This is a genomic window from Serratia sp. N21D137 (assembly GCF_047530005.1).
Classification (GTDB): Bacteria; Pseudomonadota; Gammaproteobacteria; order Enterobacterales; family Enterobacteriaceae; genus Chania; species Chania fonticola_B.
Genome location: NZ_JBLJAJ010000007.1, coordinates 1 through 26144, shown reverse-complemented (window position 1 = coordinate 26144; position 26144 = coordinate 1). Strand labels below are relative to the sequence as shown.

Genomic DNA, 26144 nt, shown 5'->3' with positions numbered 1-26144 from the left:
ACAAATGATAACAACTATCATTTGTATATTTGTTCGGTAATATATTCAAACCCGGGGAAAAGGGGGGATAGCCCGGCGCAGCGCGGTGGTGCGCCGGGTGGATTAGCGTTTTTGGATGTAGGTGATCGCCAGTGCCAATGCCAGCACCAGCCCTTTAATGATATCCATAGCGTAGTAGGGCACGGAGAGCATCACCAAGCCGTTTTGCAATACGCCCAGGATAATCGCGCCAACCAGGGTACCCAGCGCATTAGGTTTGCCGGAGCCCGCCAGGGAGAAACCGATATAGGCCGCCGCTACCGCATCCATCAGGTAACCGCCTCCGGCGTTAACCTGTGAGGAACCGATACGTGACGCCAGCAAAATGCCGCCAAGGCCCGCCAGCAGCGAAGAAAGCACGTATGCGGTAACCCTGTAACGTACCGTGCGGATACCGGAAAGCCGGGCGGCCTCCGGGTTACCGCCGATGGCATACATCCGGCGGCCATGCTTGGTCAGCGACAGGAAAAGCTGCATGATCACCGTCACCGCCAGCATAATCAGCACGATCACCGGCACCTGCCCCAGAGAGGAAAACACCTCTGGGATCACGCCTTCGGCCATATCCCCGTTCGGCAGCACCATATTCTGGGTGATGGAGCCGCCGTAGCTGTAGGTCATGGCCACGCCCTGGATAACGAACAGGCTGGCGAGCGTGGCGAGCATATCGGGGATCTTTAGCACCACGATCAAAAAGGCATTGAACAGGCCGACCAGCGTACACAGCAGCAGCGTCAGCACGATGGCACCGGTAGTGCCGAAGCCGTACCAGGCAAACAACGAAATCACCAACGCATTAGCCAACGACGCCGTAGAACCGACGGAGAGATCGAAGCCGCCCACCGAGAGTGAGATCGACACGCCAATGGCAATCACCGTCACGATGGCGATCGAACGCAGAATGTTGATGATGTTGTTGGCTTCGAGGAAATTGTCGGAAGCCAGGCCAAACAGCGCGATCAAGGCGACAACGGTGAGCAACATCCCCCATTTATACAAAAACTCAAACAGTTGGTGGCGCCAGGGCAGAACGCTTTTCAGGGACAATGCTTTACTCACGCAGGAGTTCCTCCGGTGGAATACAGTAACAGGGTTTCTTCATCAATATCGGCGGCGTTGAGCTCCGCCACTACGCGGCCATCCCATAACACGCAGATGCGATCGCACAGGCCCACCAGCTCGGAAAACTCGCCGGAAGCATAGATAATGCCTTTGCCGTCACGAGCCAAACCGTCGATCAGCCGGAACAGATCCTGTTTGGCCTTGATATCTACGCCTTTGGTGGGTTCGTCAAAGATCAGCACCTCGGCGTTGCCACGTAACCATTTGCCGATCGCCACTTTTTGCTGATTGCCGCCCGACAGGCGGGCCAGCTTTTGCTGTGGGCCGGAGGCCCGTACGCCAAGCCGTTGCATTATCTCTAAGGCCCAGCGCAGTTCCTGGCGGCGGCTGAACAGGCTCCAGCGGGAGAAGCTGTCATCGGCACTGACGCTCAGGTTCATCGGGACGGCTTCGTGGATAAAAATACCCTCCTTGCGGCGCTCTTCCGGCACCAGCGCCAGGCCTTGTTCTACCGAAAGATGCGGTGAATGCGGTGCCCAAGGTTTGCCGCGCAGCTCTCCCTGCATCAATTTACTGGGGGTTGCGCCGAACAACGCTTTGCAAAGCTCGGTTTTTCCTGCGCCCGCCAGCCCGGCAATGCCTAGGATCTCCCCTTGATGCAGGGTTAAAGAAACGTCACGCAGTTTATGGCGATCGTGCAATCCCTCTACCCGCAGCAACGGGCGCGAGCCGTGCTGTGGGCGCGGGGCCGGGAAGATATCGTCCAGCGAATGGCCCAGCATTTTTTCGACGATCTGTTCACCGCTCAGGCCCCGCATGCTGCTTTCACCGGCATGGCGACCGTCGCGCAGGACCGTCAAATGATCACAGACGGTTTTCAATTCGTGGATACGATGGGAAATAAACACGATGCCGATGCCTTCGGCGCGCAGGCGGCGCACGATGTGGAACAGGCGTTCGCTCTCATTGCTGTCCAGCGGAGCCGTCGGTTCATCAAGCACCAGAAAACGGCAGCGGTGGGATAGTGCCCGAGCCAGCAGCACCTGCTGTTTCTCCGCCAACGTACAGGCTTCCAGGCGTTGGCGTGGGTTGATATTCAGCCCAAGCTGCTGCAACAGCGCGGCAGCCTGGCGATGCAACTGCCGCCAGTTCAGCAGATGGCCCGGCTGATTGAGCCAGTCCAGCATGATGTTTTCCGCGACGGACAGCGTGGGGATCAGCGCTACATCCACCTCCTGCTGCACCACCTGGATCCCGTGCTGGCGGGCCTGCAGCGGCGAATGAATATCGACCTTTTGGCCGTCGATAAAAATTTCACCCTGGTAATGGTTATGCGCGCCGGAGAGAATGCCCATCAGCGTGGATTTGCCCGCGCCGTTGGCTCCCACCAGCGCATGGGTTGAACCGCCTTGCAGCGTAAAATCGACGTTTTGCAGAGCGTTGAACCCGGCAAAGGCGATGGAGATATTGCGCATCTCCAGGCGTGAAGCGGTATTGGTCGGCATAGTTTGGCTGAAGACGTTGCGCCCCTCGTGTTTCAAATCGCGGCGTGGTGGCGGCAACGTGAAATTCATTTGGATGTATAGATGGCTAAAGAAACTCTTTTGTAACATGAATTGCCATTTTTGCAACATGCAAAATGGCATAACGTAGATAAAAAGCGGGATCAGAACCCTAAGCGATCGCGCAGGGCATAGTAGGCGGCACCTAGGGCGGTAAATGGCACCTGTAAATGGCGGCCACCGAAGAACGGCAAATGGGGGAGTTGAGCGAATGCGTCAAAGCGTTCCGCGTCGCCGCGTAGCACTTCGGCAATCAGTTTGCCTGCCAGATGGGTCAAGGTCACGCCGTGGCCGCTGTCGCCTTGCAGGTAGTAAACGTTATTTTCCAGGCGGCCAAACTGTGGCATGCGCGACAGGGTCAGCAGGAAATTGCCGGTCCAGCGGTAATCGATGCGCACCTTCTTCAACTGCGGGAAGGTTTTGAGCATCAAGGGCCGGATCCTGGCTTCGATATCTGCTGGATCCTGTGCGCCATAGACCACGCCACCGCCGTATAACAAACGGTTGTCTGCCGTCAGGCGAAAGTAATCCAGCAGATAGTTGCAGTCTTCAACGCAGTAATTATCGGGCAGCAGCGATAGAGCCATATCCGCAGATAAAGGCTCGGTGGCGATGATTTGCGAGCCGCAGGGCATACTCAGGCGGCCGAGGCGGGGTTCCAGCTTTTCCCCCAGATAGGCGTTGCCTGCCAGGATCACCAAGCTGGCGCTGACGGAGCCAAGAGCAGTGTGTAGTGTGGCGGGCTGACCATAATTGATATGGGTGACCGCCGATTGTTCAAACAGCCGCCCACCGTGGCGGCGTACCGCTTCGGCTTCACCCAGCGCCAGATTTAACGGATGCAAATGGCCACCTTGGCGATCCAGCAGCCCGCCGACATAGCGTTCGCTGGCCACGGTGCGGCGCACGGTTTCCCCGTCCAGCAGTTCCAGTTGCTGGTGGCCATAACGCTGCCAATGCGCCATTTTTTCCGTTAGCGCGTTAAATTGTTTGGTGGTTAAGGCGGCAGAAACCGCTCCGGGGCGATAGTCACAGGCGATGGCGTAGCGATCGATACGTTGGCGAATGATCTCCGCCCCTTCAAACATCATGCTGCCGAGCATGGCTGCAGTTTGCTGGCCGTAGCGAGCCTCGATCACATCGATATCGCGGCTGTAGGAGTTCACCACCTGCCCACCGTTGCGCCCACTGGCTCCCCAACCGATGCGGGCGGCTTCCAGCACCACCACGTCGTAACCGGCCTCGGTCAGGTGCAGGGCGCTGGAGAGGCCGCTAAAACCGCCACCGACGATGCAGACATCGCAGCGGATAGCCTCGTTCAACTGGGGATAAGGAGCATGGGGGTTGGCGCTGGCGGCATAATAGCTGGCAACATGTTCCATCATCACTCCTCCGGCGGGTCTTGTCAGAAGGTGGTTGGGGTATGCGCGCTGACGATCTTGCAAACGCGCGTTGAGGTATTGCTGAAGCTGTGGGGCATGCCGGTGTTGATGGCATAGCTCTGGCCAGCGGTCAGCAGATAGGTCTGGCCATTGACCGTCAGCATGATCTCTCCTTCCAGCAGCGTGCCGATCTCTTCGCCTTGATGTTTGATCTTCTCACCGGTGGTGGTGCCCGGTTGATAAGTCTCCAGCATCATGGCCAGGCTGCGGGTAGGGCTGCCGTTATGCACCAGCTTCATCGAAACGCCCTGGCTGCCGATCTCGATCAGATCGTCCGGCTCGATCACCACTTTGGGTTCATCTGGCCGTTCAGGTTCAGCAAAAAATTCAGACAGCGATAGCCCATAGACCTTCAGCAGTTTCTGCAGCGTACTAATGGCAGGGCTGACTTTGTCCTGCTCAATGGTGCTGATGGCGCTGTGGGTTAATCCGGACAGTTCGGCGACCCTGCGCTGTGACAAACCCAAGTGCTGACGGATCTGCGACAGGCGCTTGCCTGGTGCCAAGCTGACTTCGCTCATAGCGGTAGTTCCTTCTGATAGGAGCGACAGGTTGGGATCACACCCGGAGCCGGGTACCTGTCTGAGTGATATCGAAACCACATGATATCGGTAGTTGGGCGGCCATTGTAAAATATATTGCCCATGTTTCCCCCTGGTCTGGCGGAAGAAATTCTGTACCAACAAAGCGCAAACAACGCCTTTTCGGTCAATATTTTATCAATTTAGCAGTCCCTGGCGAATAATCAAACGCCATTGTAACATTTGCAAACCATTTATGTTAAAGCTATGTTTCATATTATGGGTGTTATTTTGAGCGCCACCCTGTGGCGCACTCTACAGAGAAATCAGACCATGTGTTAAGTCAATCGGCAAGCGGATGCGAAGGCATTCCCAAGAGCACAACGGCAGGTGATGTATGCAAACCAATAGCGCAGTAGTAGAAGATTTTGCACAGCATAATGAAGAAAGGCGAAGTAGCGCGTTCCAAAGTGAGGTTGCTCACTATTTGGAACGCCACCCTGCCACGCAGTATATCGATATCCTTCTCACCGATCTCAATGGTTCCTTCCGCGGTAAACGCATTCCCGTCTCCGGGCTGAAAAAAGTTGAAAAAGGCTGCTATTTCCCCGCTTCGGTGTTTGCTATGGACATTTTGGGCAACGTGGTGGAAGAGGCCGGGTTGGGACAGGAACTGGGCGAGCCGGATCGGATCTGCATGCCCGTGCCCGGTACGCTGACGCCGTCGGCGGCGGATCCGCAACATATCGGTCAGGTGCTGCTGACCATGCTGGATGAAGATGGTACTCCCTTTGACGTTGAACCCCGCAATGTACTGAACCGAATATGGCAGGCGTTGCGCCAGCGCGGACTGTTCCCGGTGGTAGCGGTAGAGCTGGAGTTTTATCTCATCGATCGACAGCGAGACTCGGAAGGTTATCTGCAGCCGCCGTGCGCACCAGGCACCCAGGAACGTAACGTACAGAGCCAGGTCTATTCGCTGGATAACCTCAACCATTTTGCTGGGGTGCTCAACGACATCGACACATTGGCACAGATGCAAGGGCTACCGGCGGATGGCGCGGTGGCTGAAGCTTCCCCCGGCCAGTTCGAGGTGAACCTGAATCATACCGACAACGTGCTGCAAGCCTGCGATCATGCGCTGGCGCTGAAGCGGTTGGTGCGCCAAGTGGCCGAACATCACCATATGCATGCCACCTTTATGGCGAAACCTTATGAGGATTACGCGGGAAGTGGCATGCACGTCCATCTCAGCGTGGTAGACAGTGCGGGGAAAAACCTGTTTGCCGAAGCGGATGGCGAAGACTCGGCGCTGCTTAAGCGGACATTAGCCGGGATGATTGCTTTGATGCCCGCGTCGATGGCGGTGCTGGCGCCCAACGTGAATGCGTTCCGCCGTTTCCAGCCGGGGATGTATGTGCCGGTCCAGGCGTCCTGGGGGCATAACAACCGTACCGTGGCGTTGCGTATTCCCTGTGGCGATGCGCAGAACCACCGCGTGGAGTACCGCGTTGCCGGTGCCGATGCCAACCCTTATCTGGTGGTGGCGACTATCCTGGCGGGGATGTTGTACGGGCTGGACACCGAATTACCGCTGCCTGAGCCAGTGACCGGCAACGGTTTGGAACAGGAGGGGCTACCGTTCCCGATCCGCCAAAGCGATGCCCTGTACGAATTCGAGCATCAGCACGAACTGACGCACTACCTCGGCGAACGCTTTTCACAGGTTTATCATGCCTGCAAAATGGGTGAACTGATGCAGTTTGAACGGTTGGTGACGGAAACCGAGATCGACTGGATGCTGAAAAATGCCTGATATCAGGTACCCTGATGGGAATGAAGGGCGTTTTTCCTGATATTAAGCAAAAGAATTTGTATTAGAAGGTTTCAGGATCTTGTCTTTCTGCGATCTTATGGCAAAATACGCGAAATGCAGATAGCCGACGTTTTAACGCGTCGGTTATTTTTTTTGCATTATGTTCTACCAACGTGCGTTTCATACATCAAGCGAGGCCGGACATCGAGCCGGATAGATAAATAGGTTCGTCGCGATCAACCAAAACTTTATGGTCGTGACTCATGAGGATAAGAAAGATGGGGCAATTTTTCACCTTGGCACCGGTGCCCGCCGGTTTCCGTTGCGGTCGCAGCGATTATGGAGCAACACAGGCTTTTGTGCCTAGTTATCCAGCTTCCCTCATCCCCCTTTTAGAATTCAGTCGCACGTTGCGAAGTTTCCCCGCAACCTTGAGTCTTGGCGTGTCTACTATCCGCAAGACTGAAGGTAAGGGGGGGCTACGCGATGTCCGATAACATCATCAACGCCGCACCCGCTGCCGGCCAACGCGCCCAACTGCGTAAAACACTGACTTTAGTCCCGGTCGTCATGATGGGTCTGGCCTATTTGCAGCCCATGACCATCTTTGACACCTTCGGCATCGTCTCCGGCCTGACCGACGGTCACGTCGCGACCGCGTACGCCTTTGCTCTGCTGGCGATCCTGTTTACCGCCCTGAGCTACGGCAAACTGGTGAAGAAATTCCCTTCCGCCGGTTCTGCCTATACCTATGCCCAGAAAGCCATCAGCCCGCACGTCGGCTTTATGGTGGGTTGGTCATCACTGCTGGACTACCTGTTCATGCCGATGATCAACATCCTGTTGGCAAAAATTTACCTGGAAGCTATTTTCCCGGGTGTGCCTTCGTGGATCTTCGTTGCGGCCCTGGTTGGGCTGATGACGGCGTTCAACCTGCGTGGCATCAAGCTGGTGGCCAACCTGAACTCCATTATCGTGGTGGTCCAGGTGGCGATCATGATCGTGTTCCTGGGCCTGGTCATTAACGGCATCTCCCATGGTGAAGGCGCCGGTACCCTAGTGAGCAGCCGTCCGTTCTGGTCTGACAACGCGCACGTGGTGCCGATGATCACCGGTGCAACCATTTTGTGCTTCTCGTTCCTTGGCTTTGACGGCATCAGCTCGTTATCCGAAGAAACCAAAGATGCAGAAAACGTGATCCCGAAAGCCATCTTCCTGACGGCCTTGATCGGCGGCGTGATCTTTATCGTGGTGTCATACTTCGTGCAGCTGTACTTCCCGGATATCTCACGCTTCAAAGATCCTGATGCGTCACAGCCGGAAATCATGCTGTATGTGGCTGGCAAGTTCTTCCAGTCGGTGATCCTGGTGTTCTCATGCGTAACCGTACTGGCTTCCGGTATGGCATCTCACGCGGGTGTTTCCCGCCTGATGTACGTCATGGGCCGTGATGGCGTATTCCCGGAGCGTTTCTTCGGTTATGTGCATCCAAAATGGCGTACTCCGGCGCTGAACGTGCTGCTGGTCGGTGCGATTGCGCTGTCTGCCGTTTCGTTCGATCTGGTCACGGCTACGGCACTGATCAACTTTGGCGCACTGATTGCGTTCACCTTCGTTAACCTGTCGGTGATCTCGCAGTTCTACATTCGCGAGAAACGTAACCGTACGCTGAAAGACACCTTCAACTACCTGATCCTGCCGGTGTTGGGGGCGTTAACCGTCGGTGCATTGTGGGTCAACCTGGAAGTCAGTTCCATGACGCTGGGTCTGGTCTGGGCGGCGATTGGTCTGCTGTATCTGACATTTGTCACCCGTAGCTTCAGCCTGCCGGTGCCACAAGCAAGCGAAGACGTGGCTTAATCCATTCTTCTGCTTCGCGATAGCAAAAAGGGTTCCACATGTTGGAACCCTTTTTATTTGCTTGAAGAAATGTAATGCCACTCAGTGAGAAGGTGTGTTGAGGCTACCCCACCAACTGTTTACCGTAATCAAACAGCGCTTTTAGCAGCGCCATCTTCTCTTTATCCCCTTCGTGCAGGTTGTACAGCGACTCCAGTTGCAAGATATAACTTTGCACCCGCTCGGCACTGAGCACCTCCTGGCGGTGCTGCAACCAACGGCGCTGCTCTGCGTCGTCCAGCGTATTGGGGTAGTTACGGGCCCGGAAGCGGAACAGCAGCTCTTTCATCCGGCCATCGCTGAAGGTCAAATCCAGCGCGGGTAAATTCTGCGGTTTGGTTTGCTGAATGATCCTCATCGCTGCTTTGTCGGCATCGCTGAAGAAACCGTCGTACAGTTTGGCATCCACATCATCGTTCGGGGTGAAAGGAGCAGCTTCGGCAAATAGGGCCACCACTTTTTCACGGATCTCCGGGTGTTGGCGCAGCACCTTCAGATTATCCAGACACGCCTGACGATCGATGCCTAGCCTGTCTGCGTTTTCTGGCAGCAACGTCTTGGCCGGAGCCAGCACCGGGCATTTATTGATATGCACCAGCTTGATCGGCACCGGGGCCTGATCGGCCGCCAATTGATCGCGGCGGGTGTAGAGGCGTTCTCGCAGCTCGTCGGCATTCAGTTCCAGCAGCGGGGTAATATCCCCTGCCAGATCGCACATAATCACCGCATTTTTATTGTCCGGGTGCCAGGCCAGGGGTGAAACCCAACTGGTGTTACCCCGTGCCGCGCCAAACATGCCGGAAACGTGCATTAACGGCGTCATTTCCGCGACGTCGATCAGCGCATTGAGCTTGTGCTTGTTGCGGTGCTGTAACAGGTAGTCAAACAGCCTTGGCTGCGACTGTTTGACCAGCTTGGCCATGGCGATGGTGGCATGCACATCGGACATCGCATCGTGAGCGTGTTCGTGTTCAACGCCGTTGGCACGCGTCAGATGTTCCAGACGGAAGCTGGGAAAGCCATCTTCGTTTTCTGGCCAGATGATGCCTTCCGGGCGCAGGGCGTAGCAGGCCCGCATCACATCCAGCAGATCCCAGCGGGAATTGCCGTTTTGCCAGCTGTAGGCGTAAGGATCGTAGAAGCTGCGGTAAAAGATGTTGCGGCTGACTTCATCGTCAAAGCGGATATTGTTGTAACCCAGAATGCAGGTGCCAGGGACGCTGAACGCTTCATGAATACGGCGGGCAAACTCGGCCTCGTTAACACCTTTGGCCAGCGCCTGCTGAGGCGTGATGCCGGTGATCATCACCGCTTCGGGGTCAGGCAGGTAGTCATCGGCTGGCGCACAGTAAAACACCTGCGGTTCTTCGATAATGTTGAAATCCATATCGGTACGCACCCCGGCAAACTGCGCCGGACGGTCCATTGACGGGCTTTTGCCGAAGGTTTCGTAGTCGTGGATGTAGAATGTGGCCGGTGCCTTGCTGCTCAAAGTCGCATCTCTTGTTGGCGTAGGGAATAGCCCTATTGTAACGGCGCGATCACCGATGCCAAGTATTGGTTAAGGCTTAACGTTAAATTGAGTGGCGCTGCGCAGTACGATAGAAGTTCAACCGTTGCTGAAAGTAGCCGCGTAGATGCGTGGGGACGTGCGTTTCGGCGCTTTCCCACTCGGCGGCGTAGCCGTAGCGTTCGCTATAAATAATTCTGAGTGCCAGCAAATCGGTTTGGATCTTTTCACGTTCTTGCTGGGGTAGGCCATCCAGTGGTCGTGGCATGTCTTTCTCCCTATTCGATAGCGCATAATATTTGGCTAAAGAGAATTTGTCGCTACCTCATTCAGGGCAGAACCTTCATAGCGCCTGTGCCAGAGTGGGGTGGTGCTTTACTGGCTTGATGCTCATCGCTTGTTCTTGCTGGCCATGATCGTGCTGATGATCCAATGATTTAGCATAGGTATACAGACCGCTAATCAGGGCAAGCCAGAATAGCGTGCAAACCGTTAATACAGCCAGCCAGACCTTTTGGTTGTAGCTCATGATAGCTCCTAAAAAGCGTATGGGATTAATCTGGTTAATTAAATCAGAGATAACATAAATGTTAATTAAACAAACGGAATGAAAGAGGCATTGAGCTGTTACTAATTGTCTGTGAGTGTTTCAGGATATTCTTCAAGAGAATATTAATAGGGGTAGTTACGTAATCAGTTAATTTCTATTTACTTCTGGTTTATAAATATAGGCATACACTCCACCTCATTCAATGCAAATGTAGGTATGTAAGATGAAAACGTTACTGTTGACTGGAGCGACTGGCTTTCTCGGTGGTGCGGTGCTTGAAAAGTTACTGAAAGAAAATCAGAAGGTTAACTATCTATTATTGGTGCGTGCGGAAACAGAAGAGCAGGGCTTGAACCGTATTTTCACTAATATGGAAAAGTTCAATATAGATAAAAACATTCTGAATAAGCTCACTGTAGAGAATATTTTACTGGGTGACTTAAGTGAACCTGAATACTTTTTGTCTGACGCCCGCATTAACCAGGTAACCCATGTCGTTAACTGTGCCGCGGTGGCGTCATTTGGTAACAACCCCCTTATTTGGAAGGTTAACGTTGAAGGCACTCTGGCATTTGCGCAGCGAATGGCTCAGGTGGTTGGATTAAAACGTTTTCTGCATGTGGGCACGGCAATGTCTTGCTCACCTCAGGTGGGGTCGTTGGTGGCAGAAAGCGCCGAGTTTGAGGAAACCGCCGAACACTTGGTGGAATATACCCGCTCCAAATCGACCATCGAGCAACTGATGCGGCAAACCTGCCCACAGCTGCCGCTGGTGATCGCCCGGCCCTCGATCGTGGTGGGGCATACGCAGTTGGGTTGCAAACCCTCCAGCAGTATTTTCTGGGTATTCAGTATGGCGTTGATGTTGCGTAAGTTTATGTGTTCGCTGCAAGATAGTATCGATGTGATCCCGGTGGACTATTGCGCCGATGCGTTAGTGATGCTGCTTAACCGCGAGAGCTTGGATAACGATGTTTACCATATTTCGGCGGGGGAGGAGAGCAGCGTCAGTTTTGCAGATATCGATTATGCCATCGCCGCCGCATTAGAGGAGCCACCGGTGGGCGATCGCTATGCACAGGTCAGCTACGAAGCCCTGTTGCAAATGCGCAAACAGTTGAAGGATATCTTCGGGCCGTGCAATGAGCGCCTGATGTTGAAAGCGATGCGTCTGTACGGCTCCTTTGCCATGCTGAACGTGCGCTTTAGCAACGAAAAAATCCTCAAGCTGGGTATGCCTAAACCGCCGCGCTTTACCGATTATATTGGCCGCTGTGTGCAATCGACGCGTGGGTTGTCGATACCGCAGCAAATGGCGGTGGATTTTAAATAGAGGCTGAATGGTTGGTTACGGAGGGGCGCCGCATGCTGCGCCCGCTTCCAGGATCTTACCAGGAGGAGGAAGACCAGAATACCCGGCCCAGCACTACCAGTTGCTCTTTGCGCTGTGGATAGCTGAGCTGCTCATCCTGATACTCTTCCCGATTCAGAGAGCGGATGACCACGCCACCGTCGGGCTGCTCAATCAGGATCTTGACCCGTAACAGATTGCCGTGGCGGATCGCATAGGTTTTCCCTTCGCGGATGCGGGTATCGGCGGTATTGATTCCCACCACATCCCCATCCTGCAATCGGGGTTCCATGCTGGATCCGGAGATGCGGATAATGCGCGCCGCGTTTACCGGCACCCCCATCTTGTGTAGATAGTAGCGGCGGAAGATCAGCGAAAACTCTTCACTATCGACAATTTCGTAGCAGCCGTCACCGGCGGAGAAATCGATATCCAGCAATGGGATCTCCACAAACTCTTCCTTGTCCTGCTCGGTATCTTCCCATACCACGGGTTTGAGCCGTGCCGGTTGGAAATCAGACTCGGCCGCCACGTTGGCAAACGGCTGTTCCAGCGCCTTCTCATGGAACACATCGAACCAGCCTTTGGGCAAGCCGAGTTTGGCCTCAATGCGTCTGGCGAGGTTGTCGCCCAGGTTGCGGGAGGATTTTTCACCGGTGATCTGGCTCAGCGTTGGCGCAGAAGATCCCACCAGTAGAGCAAACTCATTCTGGTTGGTGCCTTGCCGGGCGAAACGTGCCATCAGATCGCGCAGGTTATTGCGCCTGATTTCTTTGGTTTCCATGGGCCGATGATCTCACTCTTTAGCAAAAAGGTAAATCCTTCGCCGCTAAAATCTTTAGCGCCAACCTAAACCTATTCCTAACCAGGAAACATCTTTCAACAGCTTGTGTGTACCTCAGCCGCATTGTTCCACTAAAATAAGGGTTTTACAGCAGGGTTGGCGGGTACAAGCGTGCGTCTGGATAGAAAAATCTCTTCTTTTGAACATCTGATCTACCGTAATTACCGGATCGTCCACGGGGTACGGATCGGATTGGCTTTTATCCTGACCTTTCTGCTGATCCGTCTGCTGGCGGTGCCGGAAGGTACCTGGCCGTTGATCACGCTGATCGTGGTGATGGGGCCGATCTCTTTTTGGGGTAACGTACTGCAACGGGCGCTGGAGCGTATTGCCGGTACGGTGTTTGGTGCGGCCTCTGGTCTGATTGCGCTATATCTGGAGCTGTATTCACTGCCGCTGATGCTGGCCTGGTGCGGGGTGGTGATGTTTGCCTGTGGTTATCTGACGCTAGGCAAACGGCCTTATATGGCGTTGCTGGTGGGCATTACGCTGGCGGTGGTCATCGGCGCCGGGGCTGGCGATATCTCTATCGCACTGTGGCGCAGTGGCGATGTGATTTTTGGTTCGTTGCTGGCGCTGCTGTTTACCAGTATCTACCCGCAGCGGGCTTATGTATTGTGGCGAATGAAAATGGCGGATTGCCTGGAGACGGTAGGGAAGATCTACGGCGCTTACCTTTCACCCAATATGATTGAGCGGCCCCGGCTGGAGCCCCGGCTCAAAAACTTGCTGGGCGATGTGGTAAAACTACGCGCACTGATCGCCCCCGCCAGCAAAGAGACTCATATCGCCAAACCGGTCTTTGAGGCGGTACAAACCCTGAGCCGCAATCTGGTTTGCACGTTGGAGCTGTTAGCCGATGCTTACTGGGCCTCGCGTGAAACCCATTTTATTATGCTTAATGCCAAAACCTTGCGTAGTTCACAGCTGTTGACGCAGCGCGCGATCGAATCGCTGGCGAGTATTATGCGAGATGGTGAACCCCTGCATGCACAGGTTATTGCCGGGGAACTGAACGATATCTCCGCAGAGCTGAAGGCATTAATGCAAGAGGCCAGTGCCGCTCAACTCAGCGAAGCCCCGATCTATGGCTATGTCTGGCTGAGCATGGAACTGGCGCAGCAGTTGGAAGAGTTGGGCGATCTGCTCAAGGTCTGTACGGCCAATACTCAGGAATAGTGGATCAGATCATGAAGCAGGTGCATCAGGATAGGGTCAATGCGCTAAAGTGGGTAAGATAAGGCAATGACAGTTGTGTCTGACGGCCACAACCCTGTATCTTGGTATCATTGTGGCCGTAAGCAAATGAATCTGTGTATTACTAAAGCAAGGGTATAAAGATGGATAATGCAAATAAGCCGAGTTTCCAGGACGTTCTGGAGTTTGTGCGTATGTTCCGCCGTAAAAACAAGCTACAGCGTGAAATTGTCGACAACGAAAAGAAAATTCGTGACAACCAGAAGCGTGTGCTGCTGCTCGACAACCTGAGCGAGTACATCAAGCCGGGCATGAGCATTGAAGACATTCAGGGCATCATCGCCAACATGCGCGGTGACTATGAAGATCGCGTTGATGATTACATCATCAAAAATGCCGATCTGTCGAAAGAACGCCGCGAACTGTCCAAAAAGCTGAAAGCAATGGGCGAAGTGAAGTAATTCGCGTCAAGCAGGGCTGGGGATCTCCCGGCCCTGCGTCTTTTCAGGGGCGCAGCGCCCCGAACGACCATAAAGAATAACGATATGTTACCCTGCTATAGCAAATCTGCTTAAAGCCGCTACGCTAATGTTATAAATAGACTTTGCCCAATCGCTTTCACGATGTTGCTTGAAGGACGACGGGTATAAATTTCTTCGCCAGCAGAGGCTGTCATCGATGGCAGAACCGCAACTCAGCACCTTTCTCAACCTGGACGAGACGCTCCATCCTCCCCGTATCTTGGCATCTGGGGATTGGGTGTTGGCACATTATCGCCTGTTGGAACCCTCCGTTGGGCAACTGCAAGCCCGCTTGCCGGCCGATGCGGTGTTCGATCTCAGCCAACTGGGCAGCCTGGATACCGCAGGTGCCACCTTGCTGGTCAATCTGCTGGGTGACCAACGGATATCCGATCTCAAACAGTTAGCCCCCACGCTTCCTGTGGAACGCCGCGTGCTGTTGGAAACCGTTGGCCGTGCTTTGCAAGGTTTTGAGCCGCCACCGGCAGAAAAGCCGCCCGGTCTGGCGATCGAACTGCTGGCCAACGTCGGCCGGTCGATGGAAAATTTCTGGCACAACCTGGTTGCCCTGCTGGGGTTTATCGGCCTGACGTTGCAAACCCTGTTTGCCAATCTGCTACGCCCTACGCGCTGGCGAATCACCTCGCTGGTGGCCAATCTCCAGCAAATCGGCCTGAACGCGGTGCCGATCATTATGCTGCTGACCTTCCTGGTAGGGGCCGTCATCGCTTTCCTGGGGTCAACCGTCCTGTCTACCTTCGGTGCCAGCATCTTTACCGTGCAACTGGTGGTGTTTTCCTTCCTGCGAGAGTTCGCAGTGCTGCTGACGGCTATCTTGATGGCGGGCCGTACCGCCAGCGCCTTTACCGCAGAGCTTGGGCTGATGAAGGCCAATGAGGAAATAGACGCTATTCAGGCGATGGGCCTGAACCCGGTTGAACTGCTGGTGCTGCCGCGTGTGTTGGCGCTGCTCCTGGCGTTGCCGATGCTGACCTTCATCGGCATGATTAGCGGCATCTTTGGCGGCATGGTGGTTTGTGCCCTGACGCTGGATATCTCACCCACCATGTTTTTAACCATCATGCAGAGTAGCGGCGGTTTTCAGAACTTCCTGGTGGGGATGAGCAAGGCGCCGGTATTTGCGTTCCTGATTGCCATTATCGGCTGTTTGGAAGGGTTTAAAGTCAGCGGTAGCGCCGAGTCGGTAGGGGCTCATACCACCGCCAGCGTCGTGCATTCAATCTTTGTGGTGATCCTGCTGGATGCGGTCGCTGCACTGTTCTTCATGGAGATGGGCGTGTGAGCCAGACGACCCCTGAAGCCATTATTCGCATCCGTAAATTGCGAAACTGTTTTGGCCCCCAATGTGTGCATGTGGACCTCGATCTGGACGTGCGCCGAGGAGAAATCCTGGGCGTGGTCGGTGGTTCGGGCACCGGCAAGTCCGTGCTGTTGCGTAGCATCGTTGGTCTGCGCCGCCCAACCGCTGGACAGATCCACGTCTTTGGCGAGGATCTGATGGCGCTCTCTGGTACGCGCCGCTCTGTGCTGGAAAGGCGGTTTGGCGTGCTGTTTCAGCGTGGTGCCTTGTTCAGCTCGCTGACGGTGACGGAAAACGTGGCGCTGCCGCTGATTGAATACGCAGGCTTACCGCGCCGTGATGCCGAGCAGCTGGCCCAGGTGAAGCTGGCGCTGGCCGGGCTGCCTGCCAGTGCCGGCAACAAGTATCCGGCCTCGCTTTCTGGCGGCATGGTCAAGCGTGCCGCGTTGGCCCGATCGCTGGCGTTGGATCCGGAAATCGTATTTCTGGATGAGCCAACGGCCGGGCTGGATCCCATCGGTGCCGCCGCCTTTGACAGCCTGATCCGCACGTTGCGCGATGCCTTGGGGTTAACGGTGTTTCTGGTCACCCACGATCTCGATACGCTTTATACAATCTGTGACCGGGTAGCGGTACTTTCGCAGAAGAAGGTGCTGGTGGTGGATACGCTGGAGGTGGTGGCCGCCACTGACGATGCCTGGATCCAAGAGTATTTCCACGGCCCGCGTGGGCGGGCGGCACAGCAGGCCGTAACGAATATCCCAGAGAGGCAATAACAAATGGAAACCCGTGCGCATCATGTCTTGATTGGTTTATTTACGCTCATTATTTTCACTGCCGTGCTGCTGTTCAGCCTGTGGCTAACCAAGTCCGGCACCGATCGCCAGTTCAAGCAGTACGATATCGTGTTTAATGAAGCCGTCAGTGGCCTGTCACAGGGCAGCACGGTCAATTACAGTGGGATCCGCGTGGGGGAAGTCACTCAGCTGCGATTGGATCCCAATGTGCCGACCAAAGTCTGGGCGCGCATTCGGGTCACGGCCTCTGCACCGATCCGTGAGGACACTCAGGCTCGCCTGGCGATAGCTGGCATTACCGGTACGTCCAATATCCAGCTCAGCGGTGGGAGCGAAACCAGCCCGATGCTGACAGGAGAGGATGGGGCAATCCCGGTGATTGTCGCCACGCCATCACCGTTGACCCAGTTGCTCGCCAATGGCGAAGATGTGATGAGCAATGTCAACCAGGTGCTGGTGCGTTTGAATCAGCTCATGACGCCGGACAATCAGCAGCGTTTGGTGAATACGCTGGATAATCTGGAACAGATCACCTCTACCGTAGCCGGGCAACGTGAAGATATCCGCACCATCTTGCAGCAGCTGGCGCTGGTGACCAAGCAAAGCAACGATACGCTGGCGCAGACCAATCGGTTGGTGCGCAATGCTAACGTGTTGCTGGACGGGCAGGGCAAGCAATTGGTGGCCAATGCGGCAAATACCATGGCTTCGCTTGAGAAAACCACTGCACTGCTCAACAAGCTGATTGGTGAAAATCAGCAGTCACTGAATAGCGGCATCCAGGGATTCAACGATCTTGGCCCGGCGGTAGATGAATTACGCAGAACCTTATTGACCTTACGCGGTGCCATGAGCCGCCTGGAAGAGAACCCGTCCGCCTTGCTCAGGGGCCGCGAACGTACCAAGGAGTTTACCCCTAAATGATTAAGCTAAAACTTCGCCAGGTGCTTCGGTTGTTGGTGCTGGTGGCCGTGATGCCGCTGGCCGCCTGCACCATTTTGCCGGAAAGCCCGATACAGCAGGTGTATTTGCTGCCAGCACAGCCAGTGGCCGTGGCAGGGGGCCAGGCGTCTGAACGCTCGGTACGTATCGTGCAGCCCAATACCAGCCAGTTTTTGAACGGTACGCGCATTGCTGTGCAGCCTCAGGGTGCGGAGATCACCTCTTTTAGCGGTTCACGCTGGAGCGATCCGGCCCCGCTGTTGTTGCGTAATCGCCTGATCCAGGAGTTCCGTAGTAACGGCCATTTCCGCTCGGTGAGCAGCGACGATGACAATTTACAGGCAGATCTTGAGCTAGGCGGCGATTTGTCCTCCTTCCAAGGGGTCTATAACGGGGATCGGGGCGAAGTGGTGATCCGCTTTGATGCTCGCCTGGTTCGCACCTCCGATCGCCGAGTGATGGCCAGCCGTAGTTTTGCGGTGCGCGAGCCGATCCACGGTACATCGATGGACAACGTCGTGCAGGCCTTTGGCCTGGCCAGCGATAAGCTGGCAGCGCAGACGCTGGCATGGGCGCGCCAGCAGGCGGCTAATTAAGACTCGTCGGCCATGGCCTTTAACCACTGGATAAAGGCGTTGATTTTAGGCCATTGCCGGTCCGAGAGCGTGGAAATGTAGTAGCGCTGGGCGCATTGCATTTCCATGCCGGGGAAGGGCGCGATAAGTTCGTTATTCTCCAGGCGCTTACTCACCAACTTCTTGCGGCCCATGGCAATTCCCACGTGGTTCATGGCCGCGATCACCGCCAGATCCGAACGATCAAACCCCATACCGCGCTGGCCTTCAGCAAACTCCAAATCAAAGTGTCTAGCCCAGGTATTCCATTCCCCAATGTCCGAGTCGTAACTCCATGCCTGACGATCGTGCAATAACGTGCAGCGGCGCAGGTTGGCGGGATTACCCGCTAGCTCATGGTGCTCGGCGTACTCCGGGCTGCAAACGGGCACAATCGACTCATCCATCAAATGCTGGCAATCGAGTTTCTCCGGCGTTTTGTCATCAAAATAGATCGCCAGATCGATCCCCGCACCGTGGAAGTTCACCATCTCGTTGCCGGTGAGAATATTCAGGCTGATGGCCGGATATTGGCGATCGAAATCTGCCAGCTTGGGCACCAGCCAGCATTGGGCAATCGACGGGCGGGAGTAGATAGTCAGGGTGCCAGACAGTTCCTGACTTTTAATCTCCAGTATCTCCTGATTGAGATAACTGAGTGACGATTTCAACACCCAGAACAGCCGCTCGCCCTCAGGGGTGAGTTCGATCCGGCGGTGAAAGCGCTGGAATAGCTTGAAACCCAACTCGGCTTCCAGATTGTTGAGCCGATGGCTGACGGCGCTGGGGGTGATCGCCAACTCTTCGGCGGCCAGCACGAATGAGCCTTGCCGCGCGGCAATCTCAAACGTATGCAACTTGGCTAGCTGATAGCCATTCAGGTGCCGGTTGCGGGCGAGCTGGTGCTTGTCGTCGTACATGGTTATCACCGGTGAAATAAACCAGATTATATCGAAGCTGGGGGTTTAAAGATGAAGCAATGTGAGTCAAAGACAGAAATAGTACCAAATGTTGACTGAAATCACCTGATTGATTGAATCTGGCTCATGTGAAGAGGCGTTTTGATCGTTTGTCAGCGCTGGGGCGTTAGTTTCCAATAGGAGTGAAATTTATCCTGGAAGGACGCTGAACATGGACTCGCAGATCTGGGTAGTCGCTACGTTACTAAGCAGCATCATTATCATTATTCTCACTATCGTAAAATTCAAGATCCACCCGTTCCTGGCGCTGTTGCTGGCCAGTTTTTATGTGGGGGCCCTGATGGGCATGAACCCGCTGGAAATGGTCAATGCCATTGAAGGCGGTATCGGCGGGACCTTGGGCTTCCTGGCGGCGGTGATTGGTTTAGGCACCATTCTGGGCAACATGATGGAAGTGTCCGGGGCGGCAGAACGCATTGGCATCACCTTGCAAAAGTGCCGTTGGCTGTCGGCTGATGTGATCATGGTGCTGGTGGGGTTGGTCTGCGGTATTACGCTGTTTGTTGAAGTGGGCGTGGTGTTGCTGATCCCGCTGGCGTTCTCGATTGCCAAAAAAACCAATACCTCCTTGCTGAAGTTGGCGATCCCGCTGTGTACCGCATTGATGGCCGTGCACTGTGTGGTTCCTCCGCATCCGGCGGCGCTGTTTGTCACCAACAAGCTGGGTGCCGATGTGGGCTCGGTGATTGTGTATGGTTTGATTGTCGGGTTGGCCGCCTCGCTGATCGGTGGGCCACTGTTCCTTAAGCTGGTCGGCAAGCGTCTGCCGTTCAAACCCGTACCCGCCGAGTTTTCCTCCGTGGAGGTACGCAACGAGCAGGACTTGCCTTCGTTGGGTGCCACACTGTTTACCGTGCTATTGCCGATCATTCTGATGTTGGTGAAAACCGCAGCGGAACTCTATATGGCCAAAGACAGTGCGCTGTATACCTTCTTGGAGTTTATCGGCAACCCGATCACCGCCATGTTTATTGCCGCCTTCGTGGCCTACTACGTGCTGGGTATTCGCCGCAATATGGGCATGGGCACCTTGCTGACCAAAACCGAAAACGGCTTCTCTTCCATCGCCAACATCTTGCTGATTATCGGGGCTGGTGGTGCATTCAACGGCATATTAAAAGCCAGTGGGCTGGCGGATACGCTGGCCGTGATCCTGTCGAATATGGATATGCATCCGATCTTGCTGGCCTGGCTGGTGGCTATCTGCCTGCATGCGGCGGTGGGGTCGGCCACCGTGGCGATGATGGGAGCAACGGCTATTGTTGCCCCCGTATTGCCGCATTACCCTGGCGTCAGCCCGGAGATCATCGCGTTGGCCATTGGCTCGGGTGCCATCGGTTGCACCATCGTCACCGACTCGCTGTTCTGGCTGGTGAAACAATACTGCGGCGCGACGCTCAGCGAGATGTTTAAGTATTATACCTCGGCCACCTTTATTGCTTCGCTGATTGCGCTGGGAACCACATTCCTGCTTTCTTATATCATCTAGACCAAAAGAGACTCTTTATGAATACGTTAGACATTGAAAACCTGGTAGTGAAATTTCCTTTGGTGCAACGGCTGATGGATTTGGAAGCGGTGACCTGGTTCAACCCCAATACGACCACGCTGGAGGAAGGGTTACCCTATGTCGGGTTGACGCAAAATGATGTCGCCGAAGCCGAAGCGCGCTTGCAACGCTTTGCTCCGTATCTGTGCCTGGCCTTCCCCGAAACGCAGCAAACGAACGGCATTATCGAGTCTGAGGTAGTGGCGATCCCGGCGATGCAGGGCGCGTTGGAGCAGCGTTATGAGCAGGCGATCGCGGGCAAGATGTGGTTGAAAAAGGACAGCCATTTGCCGATTTCTGGCTCCATCAAGGCCCGTGGCGGCATCTATGAAGTGCTGACCCATGCGGAAAAGCTGGCCATCGAGGCGGGCATGCTGTCTGTAGACGACGATTACAGCATCCTGTTTAGCGACAAGTTCCGCCAGTTCTTCAACCAGTACAGCATTGCCGTGGGCTCAACCGGTAACCTGGGGATGTCGATTGGCATCATGAGCGCCAAGCTGGGGTTCAGCGTCAGCGTGCATATGTCTGCCGATGCCCGCGCCTGGAAAAAGCGCAAACTGCGTGAGCACGGCGTTAACGTGGTGGAGTACGAGCAGGATTATGGCGTGGCGGTGGCTCAAGGGCGTAAGCAGGCGGAGTCTGACCCGCACTGTTTCTTTATCGATGATGAGAACTCGCAAACCCTGTTCCTCGGCTATGCGGTGGCCGGTGGTCGCCTGAAAAAGCAGTTTGCGCAGATGAACATCCCGGTTGATCAGGACCATCCGTTATTTGTCTATTTGCCCTGTGGCGTAGGCGGCGGGCCTGGCGGAGTGGCGTTTGGTCTGAAGCTGGCGTTTGGCGACCATGTGCACTGCATCTTTGCCGAGCCGACGCACTCACCTTGCATGCTGCTGGGGATCCACACCGGGTTGCACGATCACATTGCAGTGCAGGACCTGGGGATTGATAACGTCACGGCGGCGGATGGTTTGGCCGTCGGCCGGGCTTCCGGGTTTGTCGGGCGTGCCATGGAACGCTTGCTGGATGGTTTCTACACCCTGAGCGATCAGGAGATGTACGACCTGCTTGGCTTGCTTGCCGCTGAAGAGAGCATTCAGTTGGAGCCTTCTGCGTTGGCTGGCATGGCGGGGCCAGCTCGAGTCTGCGCCGACCCACATTATCTGGGCAGCCATAAGATCGATGCCCAACGTATCGCTAATGCGACGCATTTGGTGTGGGCAACAGGTGGTGGAATGGTGCCTGAGGAAGAGATGGCCAAGTACCTCGCAGCCGTAAAACGCTAGCGCTATATGCGGTTAAATGGGTGTAGCATCATGCTACGCCCGTTTGGTCATGCCTTACCTCCATAGTTTGACCTTAATCAGCCTATGTCCTTGATGCGAAATTAATAATAAGAATTACGCCTATTAAAAGAATTGCTATCATGTCAATGTGTACTATAAGTCGGATCCTGTTTTTCTGTGACGGATAATATTTTCTCAGCTCTGTAGCGCTGGCTGCCACAAACTATCCACAGCGGAGCGATAACTTTCAGTCACACCTGGATAAAGCCTGGTAGCTCTACCAGTAACAACGGATTGCTGAAGCCTGCAGCGAAGTAAGGGTAGCCAGCAGCCCATTTCGGCAATAACCAAGCATTAAAACGGTAGAGTAATTAACTGATAAGCGAGTAACACGGAACACTATTAATAGCGCGTTTGCCAGGCTCCGTCCCGGAATTGGTCCAGACTCCTGGTGTGATCTATAAAAATAGCTGCGCCTCCTGCTATGGACACTATGGTGAAAAGAACGCCTCAGACAAAGCCCGCCCGCTGAAAGAGTTAACGTAGCAGGAAATCGCAGAAGGTCTGTGGCACACTATGCTGGTGAAATAGTGGGGCAGGCAATAAGGCCAAAGCGCGTTTAAGTGACAAATCTGCACTCGTATAGATGTTATAAAAATGTAGGAGTTTGTGTGAGTGTTGTGACCTGTATCATGGAAGCCACGAAAAACCTCCTGTAAGTTGACATTACAAAAGAGCTTGCGTCATTTTCTATTTCTCTCAATATATCGTCGAACTTTACTCGTTGCTTATTGCTGTTAATTCTGACGTTAGTCTTGATTCGTGTTTAGGTGATTCATTCTTTAATTTGATGAAATTCATATGTGGTATTGCTACAGTCTAAGGTGTTTCATATTTGAGACTAAAAATTCGATACGTTTAAGACGCATTGTGATTTATTGTATGTTATTGATGTGGCAATAATTTAATTAATGATAATGAGTGCCTTATCTGCGATCCTTAGTCCATGATGACATCATTTAATCGGTGTTGTAGTTAGTGTAGTAGAGTAATTGATAGTCTGAATAAATGTAATTTTTTTAGATAAAATATCTATACATCTGGCACGGGAGGAATCCTAAGGGATGTGATTATAAAATCAAGGAGGAACATATGAATACAGTTTTTAAACCTCAAGATAATCAATCTGCGTTATTATCTCAATATTGCGCTGTGAGTTCGTATACCGAATGGGATCCATTGGAAGAGGTTATTGTCGGTGTTGTAGATGGTGCGTGCTTCCCACCTTGGCATGTTGCTCTTGAGCCCGTATTGCCCGCTGCACAACATTCACTGTTTCAGCGCATGGCCGGTCGCTCATTTCCCGTGAATCTTATCGATAAGGCCCGTGAGGAACTCGAGGAATTTGTCAGTATTCTTACAGGAGAAGGCGTCACAGTTCGTCGTCCAGTTCCCCAAGATCAGACATTGATTTTTGGTGCACCGGGTTGGTCTAGCAGCGGGTTATATTGTGCAATGCCTCGAGACGTATTGTTGGTGATAGGCAACGATATTATCGAATGTCCTCTTGCATGGCGCTCCCGTTACTTCGAGGTTTCCGCATATAAACCATTGCTCAAAGAGTACTTTAATAGCGGCGCTCGATGGAGTGCCGGGCCGAAACCGCAGTTGACGGATGAGCAGTTTGATCCTGATTGGGAAAAAAATGCCTCGTTTGGCACAATACCGCTAGTGGTCACTGAATTCGAGCCTACGTTTGACGCGGCGGATTTTGCTCGCTGTGGCCGAGATATCATAGCCCAAAAGAGCAATGTGACTAATGCATTCGGCATTGAATGGTTAAGACGCCATCTTGGTAGCGAATATCGTGTCCATGTTTTGGAGTTTGATGACAAGCATCCGATGCACATAGATGCAACTCTGGTTCCACTGGCACCAGGCAAGCTGCTGGTAAATCCTGAGCGCGTACGAGAGAAACCCTCCATCTTCAAAAACTGGGATATGTTACTGGCACCAGAACCAATAGTTCCAGACTCGCATCCGCTATATATGACCAGTAAGTGGATAAATATGAATATCCTTATGCTGGATGAGCACCGTGTGATTGTTGAAGCACAGGATGAACCGATGATTAGAAAAATGAAGTCTTGGGGATTTACGCCTATCCCATGTAATTTCAGGTGTTTTAATAGTTTCGGTGGTTCTTTTCATTGCGCAACATTGGATGTTCGCCGGCGTGGCAACCTCCAATCCTATCTATAGTAGGAGGGCCAGCGATGAAACTGTGGAAATATTCTCAATGGGATATTCTGATGTTTATCCTGAGTCTGGCACAATTGGTGCTAACGTTCTGGCTAGCCTCGCGATGGTCTTTTTTTTCTTGGAGTGCTTGGGGTTTTAACGTACCGCTGCTTGTGGTTATGACGACTTATAACATTATAATTATTTCACATTTTTTTACGCATACCCCTTGGTTTGTTTCATCAAAATTAAATGCCGCAGTATCTATGTTTAACTCCATAAATATTGGGCAATCCGTCCAAGCTTACCATTTGACGCATGTACGGAATCATCATCGATACAATAATGATCGTGGTAAAAACGGGCATCCGCCTCAAGATACTTCTTCTACGTTCGTCGATGGCGTAAACGGTGAACACGTGGGCCTAATACATTACGCATTTCGGGGAGCGTTCTACACTTTTTTCAGCAGTTTAGTTGCAATGGTCAAATCAGTTTGCTTTTGGAGGAGTCATGCGGGTGTCGTTGAGATGGACCTCTTCTATTCGCGCTCGCCATCAGCAAGATCGCGTGAGATAGCGCAATTACGCTGGGACCGAGTGGTGCAGTGCTTAGCGCTATTCCTATTGTTATGTGTGGCATGGGATTGGGTGCTCTTGTGCTATTTTCCTGCACTCTATCTGTCTTTCGCGCTGGTTAATATCCAGAACTACTACGAACATTTTGGTGCAAATCCCGATGACCCATTTGCCAACTCGGTAAGTCATTACGGTCGGTTTTACAATTTTATCGCGTTCAACGATGGTTATCATCAGGAGCATCACCTTGTGCCAACAGCGCACTGGCTATATTTACCCTTAACGCGTCAGAAATATGCTAAGCAACTCTCAGAGCATCAGCGTGTCATCAGCCCGGTTCCTGCAATTTTGGGTTTCTTGCATCGACAGCGGACGATGCTGCACAAAAAAGTGAACACGGGTCATCTTCGCCAAGGCGATTAAGGAGGTCATCATGTCTTTGAATAGAGAGACAATTACGGGGGAAAGGCTATTTGATAGCAATTTCATGGTTCAGGGATCTGTTGAGCGTTTGGATCTCACTTGGGCTAATCAGGTGCTATCCGGACAGTTGGCTGCGTATCGAGTACGCCAGTTTCTATCTGTGGAAGAGAGGACGCAAATAGTAAAGAATTTTTGGTGTTCTAAAGCGCGCACGCCACGGTATGGAGAAGGTGAGGGTGGGATTGAGGGATACTTTGTCGGCGCATCACATATTGAAAAGACGACTCAAGAGTATCTGGATCAAGTCGCTTTCTTTAAGAAACCGGTAGATGCGATTTACGAGGGCAGTGTGGATCCGCTTGCTCGAGTGAGGGAAGGATTCCGTAAGGAATCTATGAATGTTCGAGCAGCAATCCACGATGGACGACCTGCGGGGGATGCTAAGGCTGTTTACTGGAACAATACTGGAGATTATTTGCTACTACCGCATGACGATTTGGCCCAATTGAGCGATCCTTCACAACATGGCTTTGAGATTCAGGGGGTTGAGCATGTAATGGCTATGAACTTCTACGCAGATATGCCAAGTGAAGGTGGCCAACTCAAAGTTTGGAATATCGCCCCAGATAATGATTCCCGAATAAAGCTAGGACTTGAATATAGTGGTTTTCCTTATCCAGTAGAGCTTTTGCACGAACATGCTCATCTAACTATTGATTTGGAAGCAGGTGACCTCGTACTGCTAAATGGTAATCTCGTTCATGCTGTACTTGGTGGTAGCGGTATTTCTGTACGGCAACGCCTGTTGATTACTTGTTTTATGGGGCAATTACCTACGGGGGAGGTTGTCTGGTGGACCTGAAAAGACAACAATATAGGCAGATTATATGATGCTAACCAAGAATGCCTGGGCCTCGTACGGCACAACCATGCTTTTTGTTCTGCTTTGGGGCAGCGGAGCAATTTTCTGTAAGCGTCAACTCAGCACCGTCTGGCTTAATGCGTCAGGCGCTGTAGTTTAGGTGTCCACTTATTCTTCCAGGTGGACACCTCCGTGAGTACTAAAGAACGACGTTCCCGTCAGCATTATTCCCCC

General features: G+C 53.4%; 23 protein-coding genes. 14 read left to right on the top strand and 9 right to left on the bottom strand.

Going from position 1 to position 26144, the window contains the following annotated elements:
- Positions 1 to 102: 102 nt before the first annotated feature.
- The 4 genes from ACMV5H_RS07840 to puuR all read right to left on the bottom strand — a co-directional run bounded on the left by ACMV5H_RS07840 (position 103) and on the right by puuR (position 4626).
- The gene (locus tag ACMV5H_RS07840; RefSeq protein ID WP_037375450.1) at positions 103 to 1098 is read right to left on the bottom strand and encodes an ABC transporter permease; all 996 of its coding nucleotides are present in this window, start codon (positions 1096 to 1098) and stop codon (positions 103 to 105) included.
- Complete coding sequence (locus tag ACMV5H_RS07835) at positions 1095 to 2606, bottom strand: sugar ABC transporter ATP-binding protein (RefSeq protein ID WP_179249097.1); 1512 nt, start codon at positions 2604 to 2606, stop codon at positions 1095 to 1097. The genes ACMV5H_RS07840 and ACMV5H_RS07835 overlap by 4 nt, the downstream gene beginning before the upstream one ends.
- Positions 2607 to 2767: 161 nt before the next feature.
- Positions 2768 to 4048, bottom strand: coding sequence for an NAD(P)/FAD-dependent oxidoreductase (locus ACMV5H_RS07830; protein WP_414821668.1), 1281 nt, complete (start codon positions 4046 to 4048; stop codon positions 2768 to 2770).
- Positions 4049 to 4068: 20 nt separating this feature from the next.
- Positions 4069 to 4626, bottom strand: a complete 558-nt coding sequence (gene puuR, locus ACMV5H_RS07825; RefSeq protein WP_021805845.1) for an HTH-type transcriptional regulator PuuR — start codon at positions 4624 to 4626, stop codon at positions 4069 to 4071.
- Between the two features lie 397 nt (positions 4627 to 5023).
- On the opposite strand from puuR, the gene ACMV5H_RS07820 reads away from it, so the two are divergent.
- Positions 5024 to 6442, top strand: coding sequence for a glutamine synthetase family protein (locus ACMV5H_RS07820; protein WP_094981620.1), 1419 nt, complete (start codon positions 5024 to 5026; stop codon positions 6440 to 6442).
- 486 nt (positions 6443 to 6928) lie between these two features.
- The gene (locus ACMV5H_RS07815; RefSeq protein WP_059201212.1) at positions 6929 to 8302 is read left to right on the top strand and encodes an APC family permease; all 1374 of its coding nucleotides are present in this window, start codon (positions 6929 to 6931) and stop codon (positions 8300 to 8302) included.
- Positions 8303 to 8405: 103 nt separating this feature from the next.
- Here ACMV5H_RS07815 and sbcB read toward each other — a convergent pair whose 3' ends face one another.
- From sbcB to ACMV5H_RS07800, 3 genes are all read right to left on the bottom strand, one after another.
- Positions 8406 to 9833, bottom strand: a complete 1428-nt coding sequence (gene sbcB / locus ACMV5H_RS07810) for an exodeoxyribonuclease I (RefSeq protein WP_115158150.1) — start codon at positions 9831 to 9833, stop codon at positions 8406 to 8408.
- Between the two features lie 82 nt (positions 9834 to 9915).
- Entirely contained in the window at positions 9916 to 10119 is a 204-nt protein-coding gene (locus ACMV5H_RS07805) for a DNA polymerase III subunit theta (protein ID WP_021805841.1), read from the bottom strand.
- Positions 10120 to 10194: 75 nt separating this feature from the next.
- Complete coding sequence (locus tag ACMV5H_RS07800) at positions 10195 to 10380, bottom strand: hypothetical protein (protein ID WP_021805840.1); 186 nt, start codon at positions 10378 to 10380, stop codon at positions 10195 to 10197.
- A 244-nt stretch (positions 10381 to 10624) separates the two neighbouring features.
- On the opposite strand from ACMV5H_RS07800, the gene ACMV5H_RS07795 reads away from it, so the two are divergent.
- Positions 10625 to 11734 carry an SDR family oxidoreductase gene (locus ACMV5H_RS07795; protein WP_021805839.1) on the top strand — a complete coding sequence of 370 codons (1110 nt, stop codon included), beginning with the start codon at positions 10625 to 10627 and terminating at the stop codon, positions 11732 to 11734.
- 55 nt (positions 11735 to 11789) lie between these two features.
- On the opposite strand, the gene ACMV5H_RS07790 is transcribed toward ACMV5H_RS07795, so the two are convergent.
- On the bottom strand, positions 11790 to 12536 hold the full coding sequence (locus ACMV5H_RS07790; RefSeq protein WP_021805838.1) for a helix-turn-helix transcriptional regulator: 747 nt from the start codon (positions 12534 to 12536) through the stop codon (positions 11790 to 11792).
- Between the two features lie 171 nt (positions 12537 to 12707).
- Between ACMV5H_RS07790 and ACMV5H_RS07785 the strand changes: the two genes are divergently transcribed.
- The 6 genes from ACMV5H_RS07785 (at position 12708) to ACMV5H_RS07760 (ending at position 17970) form a co-directional block, all read left to right on the top strand.
- The gene (locus tag ACMV5H_RS07785) at positions 12708 to 13775 is read left to right on the top strand and encodes an FUSC family protein (RefSeq protein WP_021805837.1); all 1068 of its coding nucleotides are present in this window, start codon (positions 12708 to 12710) and stop codon (positions 13773 to 13775) included.
- 161 nt (positions 13776 to 13936) lie between these two features.
- Complete coding sequence (gene tmaR, locus ACMV5H_RS07780; RefSeq protein ID WP_021805836.1) at positions 13937 to 14254, top strand: PTS system regulator TmaR; 318 nt, start codon at positions 13937 to 13939, stop codon at positions 14252 to 14254.
- A 217-nt stretch (positions 14255 to 14471) separates the two neighbouring features.
- A complete protein-coding gene (locus tag ACMV5H_RS07775; RefSeq protein WP_115158147.1) occupies positions 14472 to 15617 on the top strand; it encodes an MlaE family ABC transporter permease in 1146 nt (381 codons plus the stop codon).
- Positions 15614 to 16411 (top strand): ABC transporter ATP-binding protein, encoded by a 798-nt coding sequence (locus ACMV5H_RS07770; protein WP_021805834.1) that lies wholly within the window; start codon positions 15614 to 15616, stop codon positions 16409 to 16411. Before ACMV5H_RS07775 ends, ACMV5H_RS07770 begins: the two co-directional genes overlap by 4 nt.
- Before the next feature lie 3 nt (positions 16412 to 16414).
- Complete coding sequence (locus tag ACMV5H_RS07765) at positions 16415 to 17356, top strand: MlaD family protein (protein ID WP_021805833.1); 942 nt, start codon at positions 16415 to 16417, stop codon at positions 17354 to 17356.
- Positions 17353 to 17970: an ABC-type transport auxiliary lipoprotein family protein gene (locus ACMV5H_RS07760; RefSeq protein ID WP_414821667.1), complete on the top strand. Its 618-nt coding sequence runs from the start codon at positions 17353 to 17355 to the stop codon at positions 17968 to 17970. Before ACMV5H_RS07765 ends, ACMV5H_RS07760 begins: the two co-directional genes overlap by 4 nt.
- Here the strand turns inward: ACMV5H_RS07760 and dsdC are convergent.
- Entirely contained in the window at positions 17967 to 18908 is a 942-nt protein-coding gene (dsdC, locus tag ACMV5H_RS07755; RefSeq protein ID WP_414821666.1) for a DNA-binding transcriptional regulator DsdC, read from the bottom strand. The two genes, ACMV5H_RS07760 and dsdC, sit on opposite strands and share 4 nt — an antisense overlap.
- Before the next feature lie 211 nt (positions 18909 to 19119).
- Between dsdC and dsdX the strand changes: the two genes are divergently transcribed.
- The 5 genes from dsdX (at position 19120) to ACMV5H_RS07730 (ending at position 25910) form a co-directional block, all read left to right on the top strand.
- Entirely contained in the window at positions 19120 to 20457 is a 1338-nt protein-coding gene (gene dsdX / locus ACMV5H_RS07750) for a D-serine transporter DsdX (protein ID WP_021805830.1), read from the top strand.
- A 17-nt stretch (positions 20458 to 20474) separates the two neighbouring features.
- Complete coding sequence (locus ACMV5H_RS07745) at positions 20475 to 21806, top strand: D-serine ammonia-lyase (protein WP_179253271.1); 1332 nt, start codon at positions 20475 to 20477, stop codon at positions 21804 to 21806.
- 1152 nt (positions 21807 to 22958) lie between these two features.
- The gene (locus ACMV5H_RS07740) at positions 22959 to 24068 is read left to right on the top strand and encodes an amidinotransferase (RefSeq protein WP_094981618.1); all 1110 of its coding nucleotides are present in this window, start codon (positions 22959 to 22961) and stop codon (positions 24066 to 24068) included.
- Between the two features lie 14 nt (positions 24069 to 24082).
- On the top strand, positions 24083 to 25048 hold the full coding sequence (locus ACMV5H_RS07735) for a fatty acid desaturase family protein (RefSeq protein WP_414821665.1): 966 nt from the start codon (positions 24083 to 24085) through the stop codon (positions 25046 to 25048).
- A gap of 10 nt (positions 25049 to 25058) precedes the next feature.
- Entirely contained in the window at positions 25059 to 25910 is an 852-nt protein-coding gene (locus ACMV5H_RS07730) for a hypothetical protein (protein WP_414821664.1), read from the top strand.
- Positions 25911 to 26144: the final 234 nt, after the last annotated feature.

What these genes read in the sequence shown, in the direction of transcription:
- tmaR (WP_021805836.1), top strand. Translation starts at nt 13,937, where the DNA reads ATGGATAATGCAAATAAGCCGAGTTTCCAGGACGTTCTGGAGTTTGTG.
- ACMV5H_RS07765 (WP_021805833.1), top strand. Translation starts at nt 16,415, where the DNA reads ATGGAAACCCGTGCGCATCATGTCTTGATTGGTTTATTTACGCTCATT.
- ACMV5H_RS07820 (WP_094981620.1), top strand. Translation starts at nt 5,024, where the DNA reads ATGCAAACCAATAGCGCAGTAGTAGAAGATTTTGCACAGCATAATGAA.
- ACMV5H_RS07800 (WP_021805840.1), bottom strand. Translation starts at nt 10,380, where the DNA reads ATGAGCTACAACCAAAAGGTCTGGCTGGCTGTATTAACGGTTTGCACG.
- ACMV5H_RS07790 (WP_021805838.1), bottom strand. Translation starts at nt 12,536, where the DNA reads ATGGAAACCAAAGAAATCAGGCGCAATAACCTGCGCGATCTGATGGCA.
- ACMV5H_RS07805 (WP_021805841.1), bottom strand. Translation starts at nt 10,119, where the DNA reads ATGCCACGACCACTGGATGGCCTACCCCAGCAAGAACGTGAAAAGATC.
- ACMV5H_RS07730 (WP_414821664.1), top strand. Translation starts at nt 25,059, where the DNA reads ATGTCTTTGAATAGAGAGACAATTACGGGGGAAAGGCTATTTGATAGC.
- ACMV5H_RS07740 (WP_094981618.1), top strand. Translation starts at nt 22,959, where the DNA reads ATGAATACAGTTTTTAAACCTCAAGATAATCAATCTGCGTTATTATCT.
- ACMV5H_RS07815 (WP_059201212.1), top strand. Translation starts at nt 6,929, where the DNA reads ATGTCCGATAACATCATCAACGCCGCACCCGCTGCCGGCCAACGCGCC.
- ACMV5H_RS07745 (WP_179253271.1), top strand. Translation starts at nt 20,475, where the DNA reads ATGAATACGTTAGACATTGAAAACCTGGTAGTGAAATTTCCTTTGGTG.
- puuR (WP_021805845.1), bottom strand. Translation starts at nt 4,626, where the DNA reads ATGAGCGAAGTCAGCTTGGCACCAGGCAAGCGCCTGTCGCAGATCCGT.
- dsdX (WP_021805830.1), top strand. Translation starts at nt 19,120, where the DNA reads ATGGACTCGCAGATCTGGGTAGTCGCTACGTTACTAAGCAGCATCATT.
- ACMV5H_RS07775 (WP_115158147.1), top strand. Translation starts at nt 14,472, where the DNA reads ATGGCAGAACCGCAACTCAGCACCTTTCTCAACCTGGACGAGACGCTC.
- ACMV5H_RS07760 (WP_414821667.1), top strand. Translation starts at nt 17,353, where the DNA reads ATGATTAAGCTAAAACTTCGCCAGGTGCTTCGGTTGTTGGTGCTGGTG.
- ACMV5H_RS07795 (WP_021805839.1), top strand. Translation starts at nt 10,625, where the DNA reads ATGAAAACGTTACTGTTGACTGGAGCGACTGGCTTTCTCGGTGGTGCG.
- ACMV5H_RS07735 (WP_414821665.1), top strand. Translation starts at nt 24,083, where the DNA reads ATGAAACTGTGGAAATATTCTCAATGGGATATTCTGATGTTTATCCTG.
- ACMV5H_RS07835 (WP_179249097.1), bottom strand. Translation starts at nt 2,606, where the DNA reads ATGCCGACCAATACCGCTTCACGCCTGGAGATGCGCAATATCTCCATC.
- dsdC (WP_414821666.1), bottom strand. Translation starts at nt 18,908, where the DNA reads ATGTACGACGACAAGCACCAGCTCGCCCGCAACCGGCACCTGAATGGC.
- ACMV5H_RS07830 (WP_414821668.1), bottom strand. Translation starts at nt 4,048, where the DNA reads ATGATGGAACATGTTGCCAGCTATTATGCCGCCAGCGCCAACCCCCAT.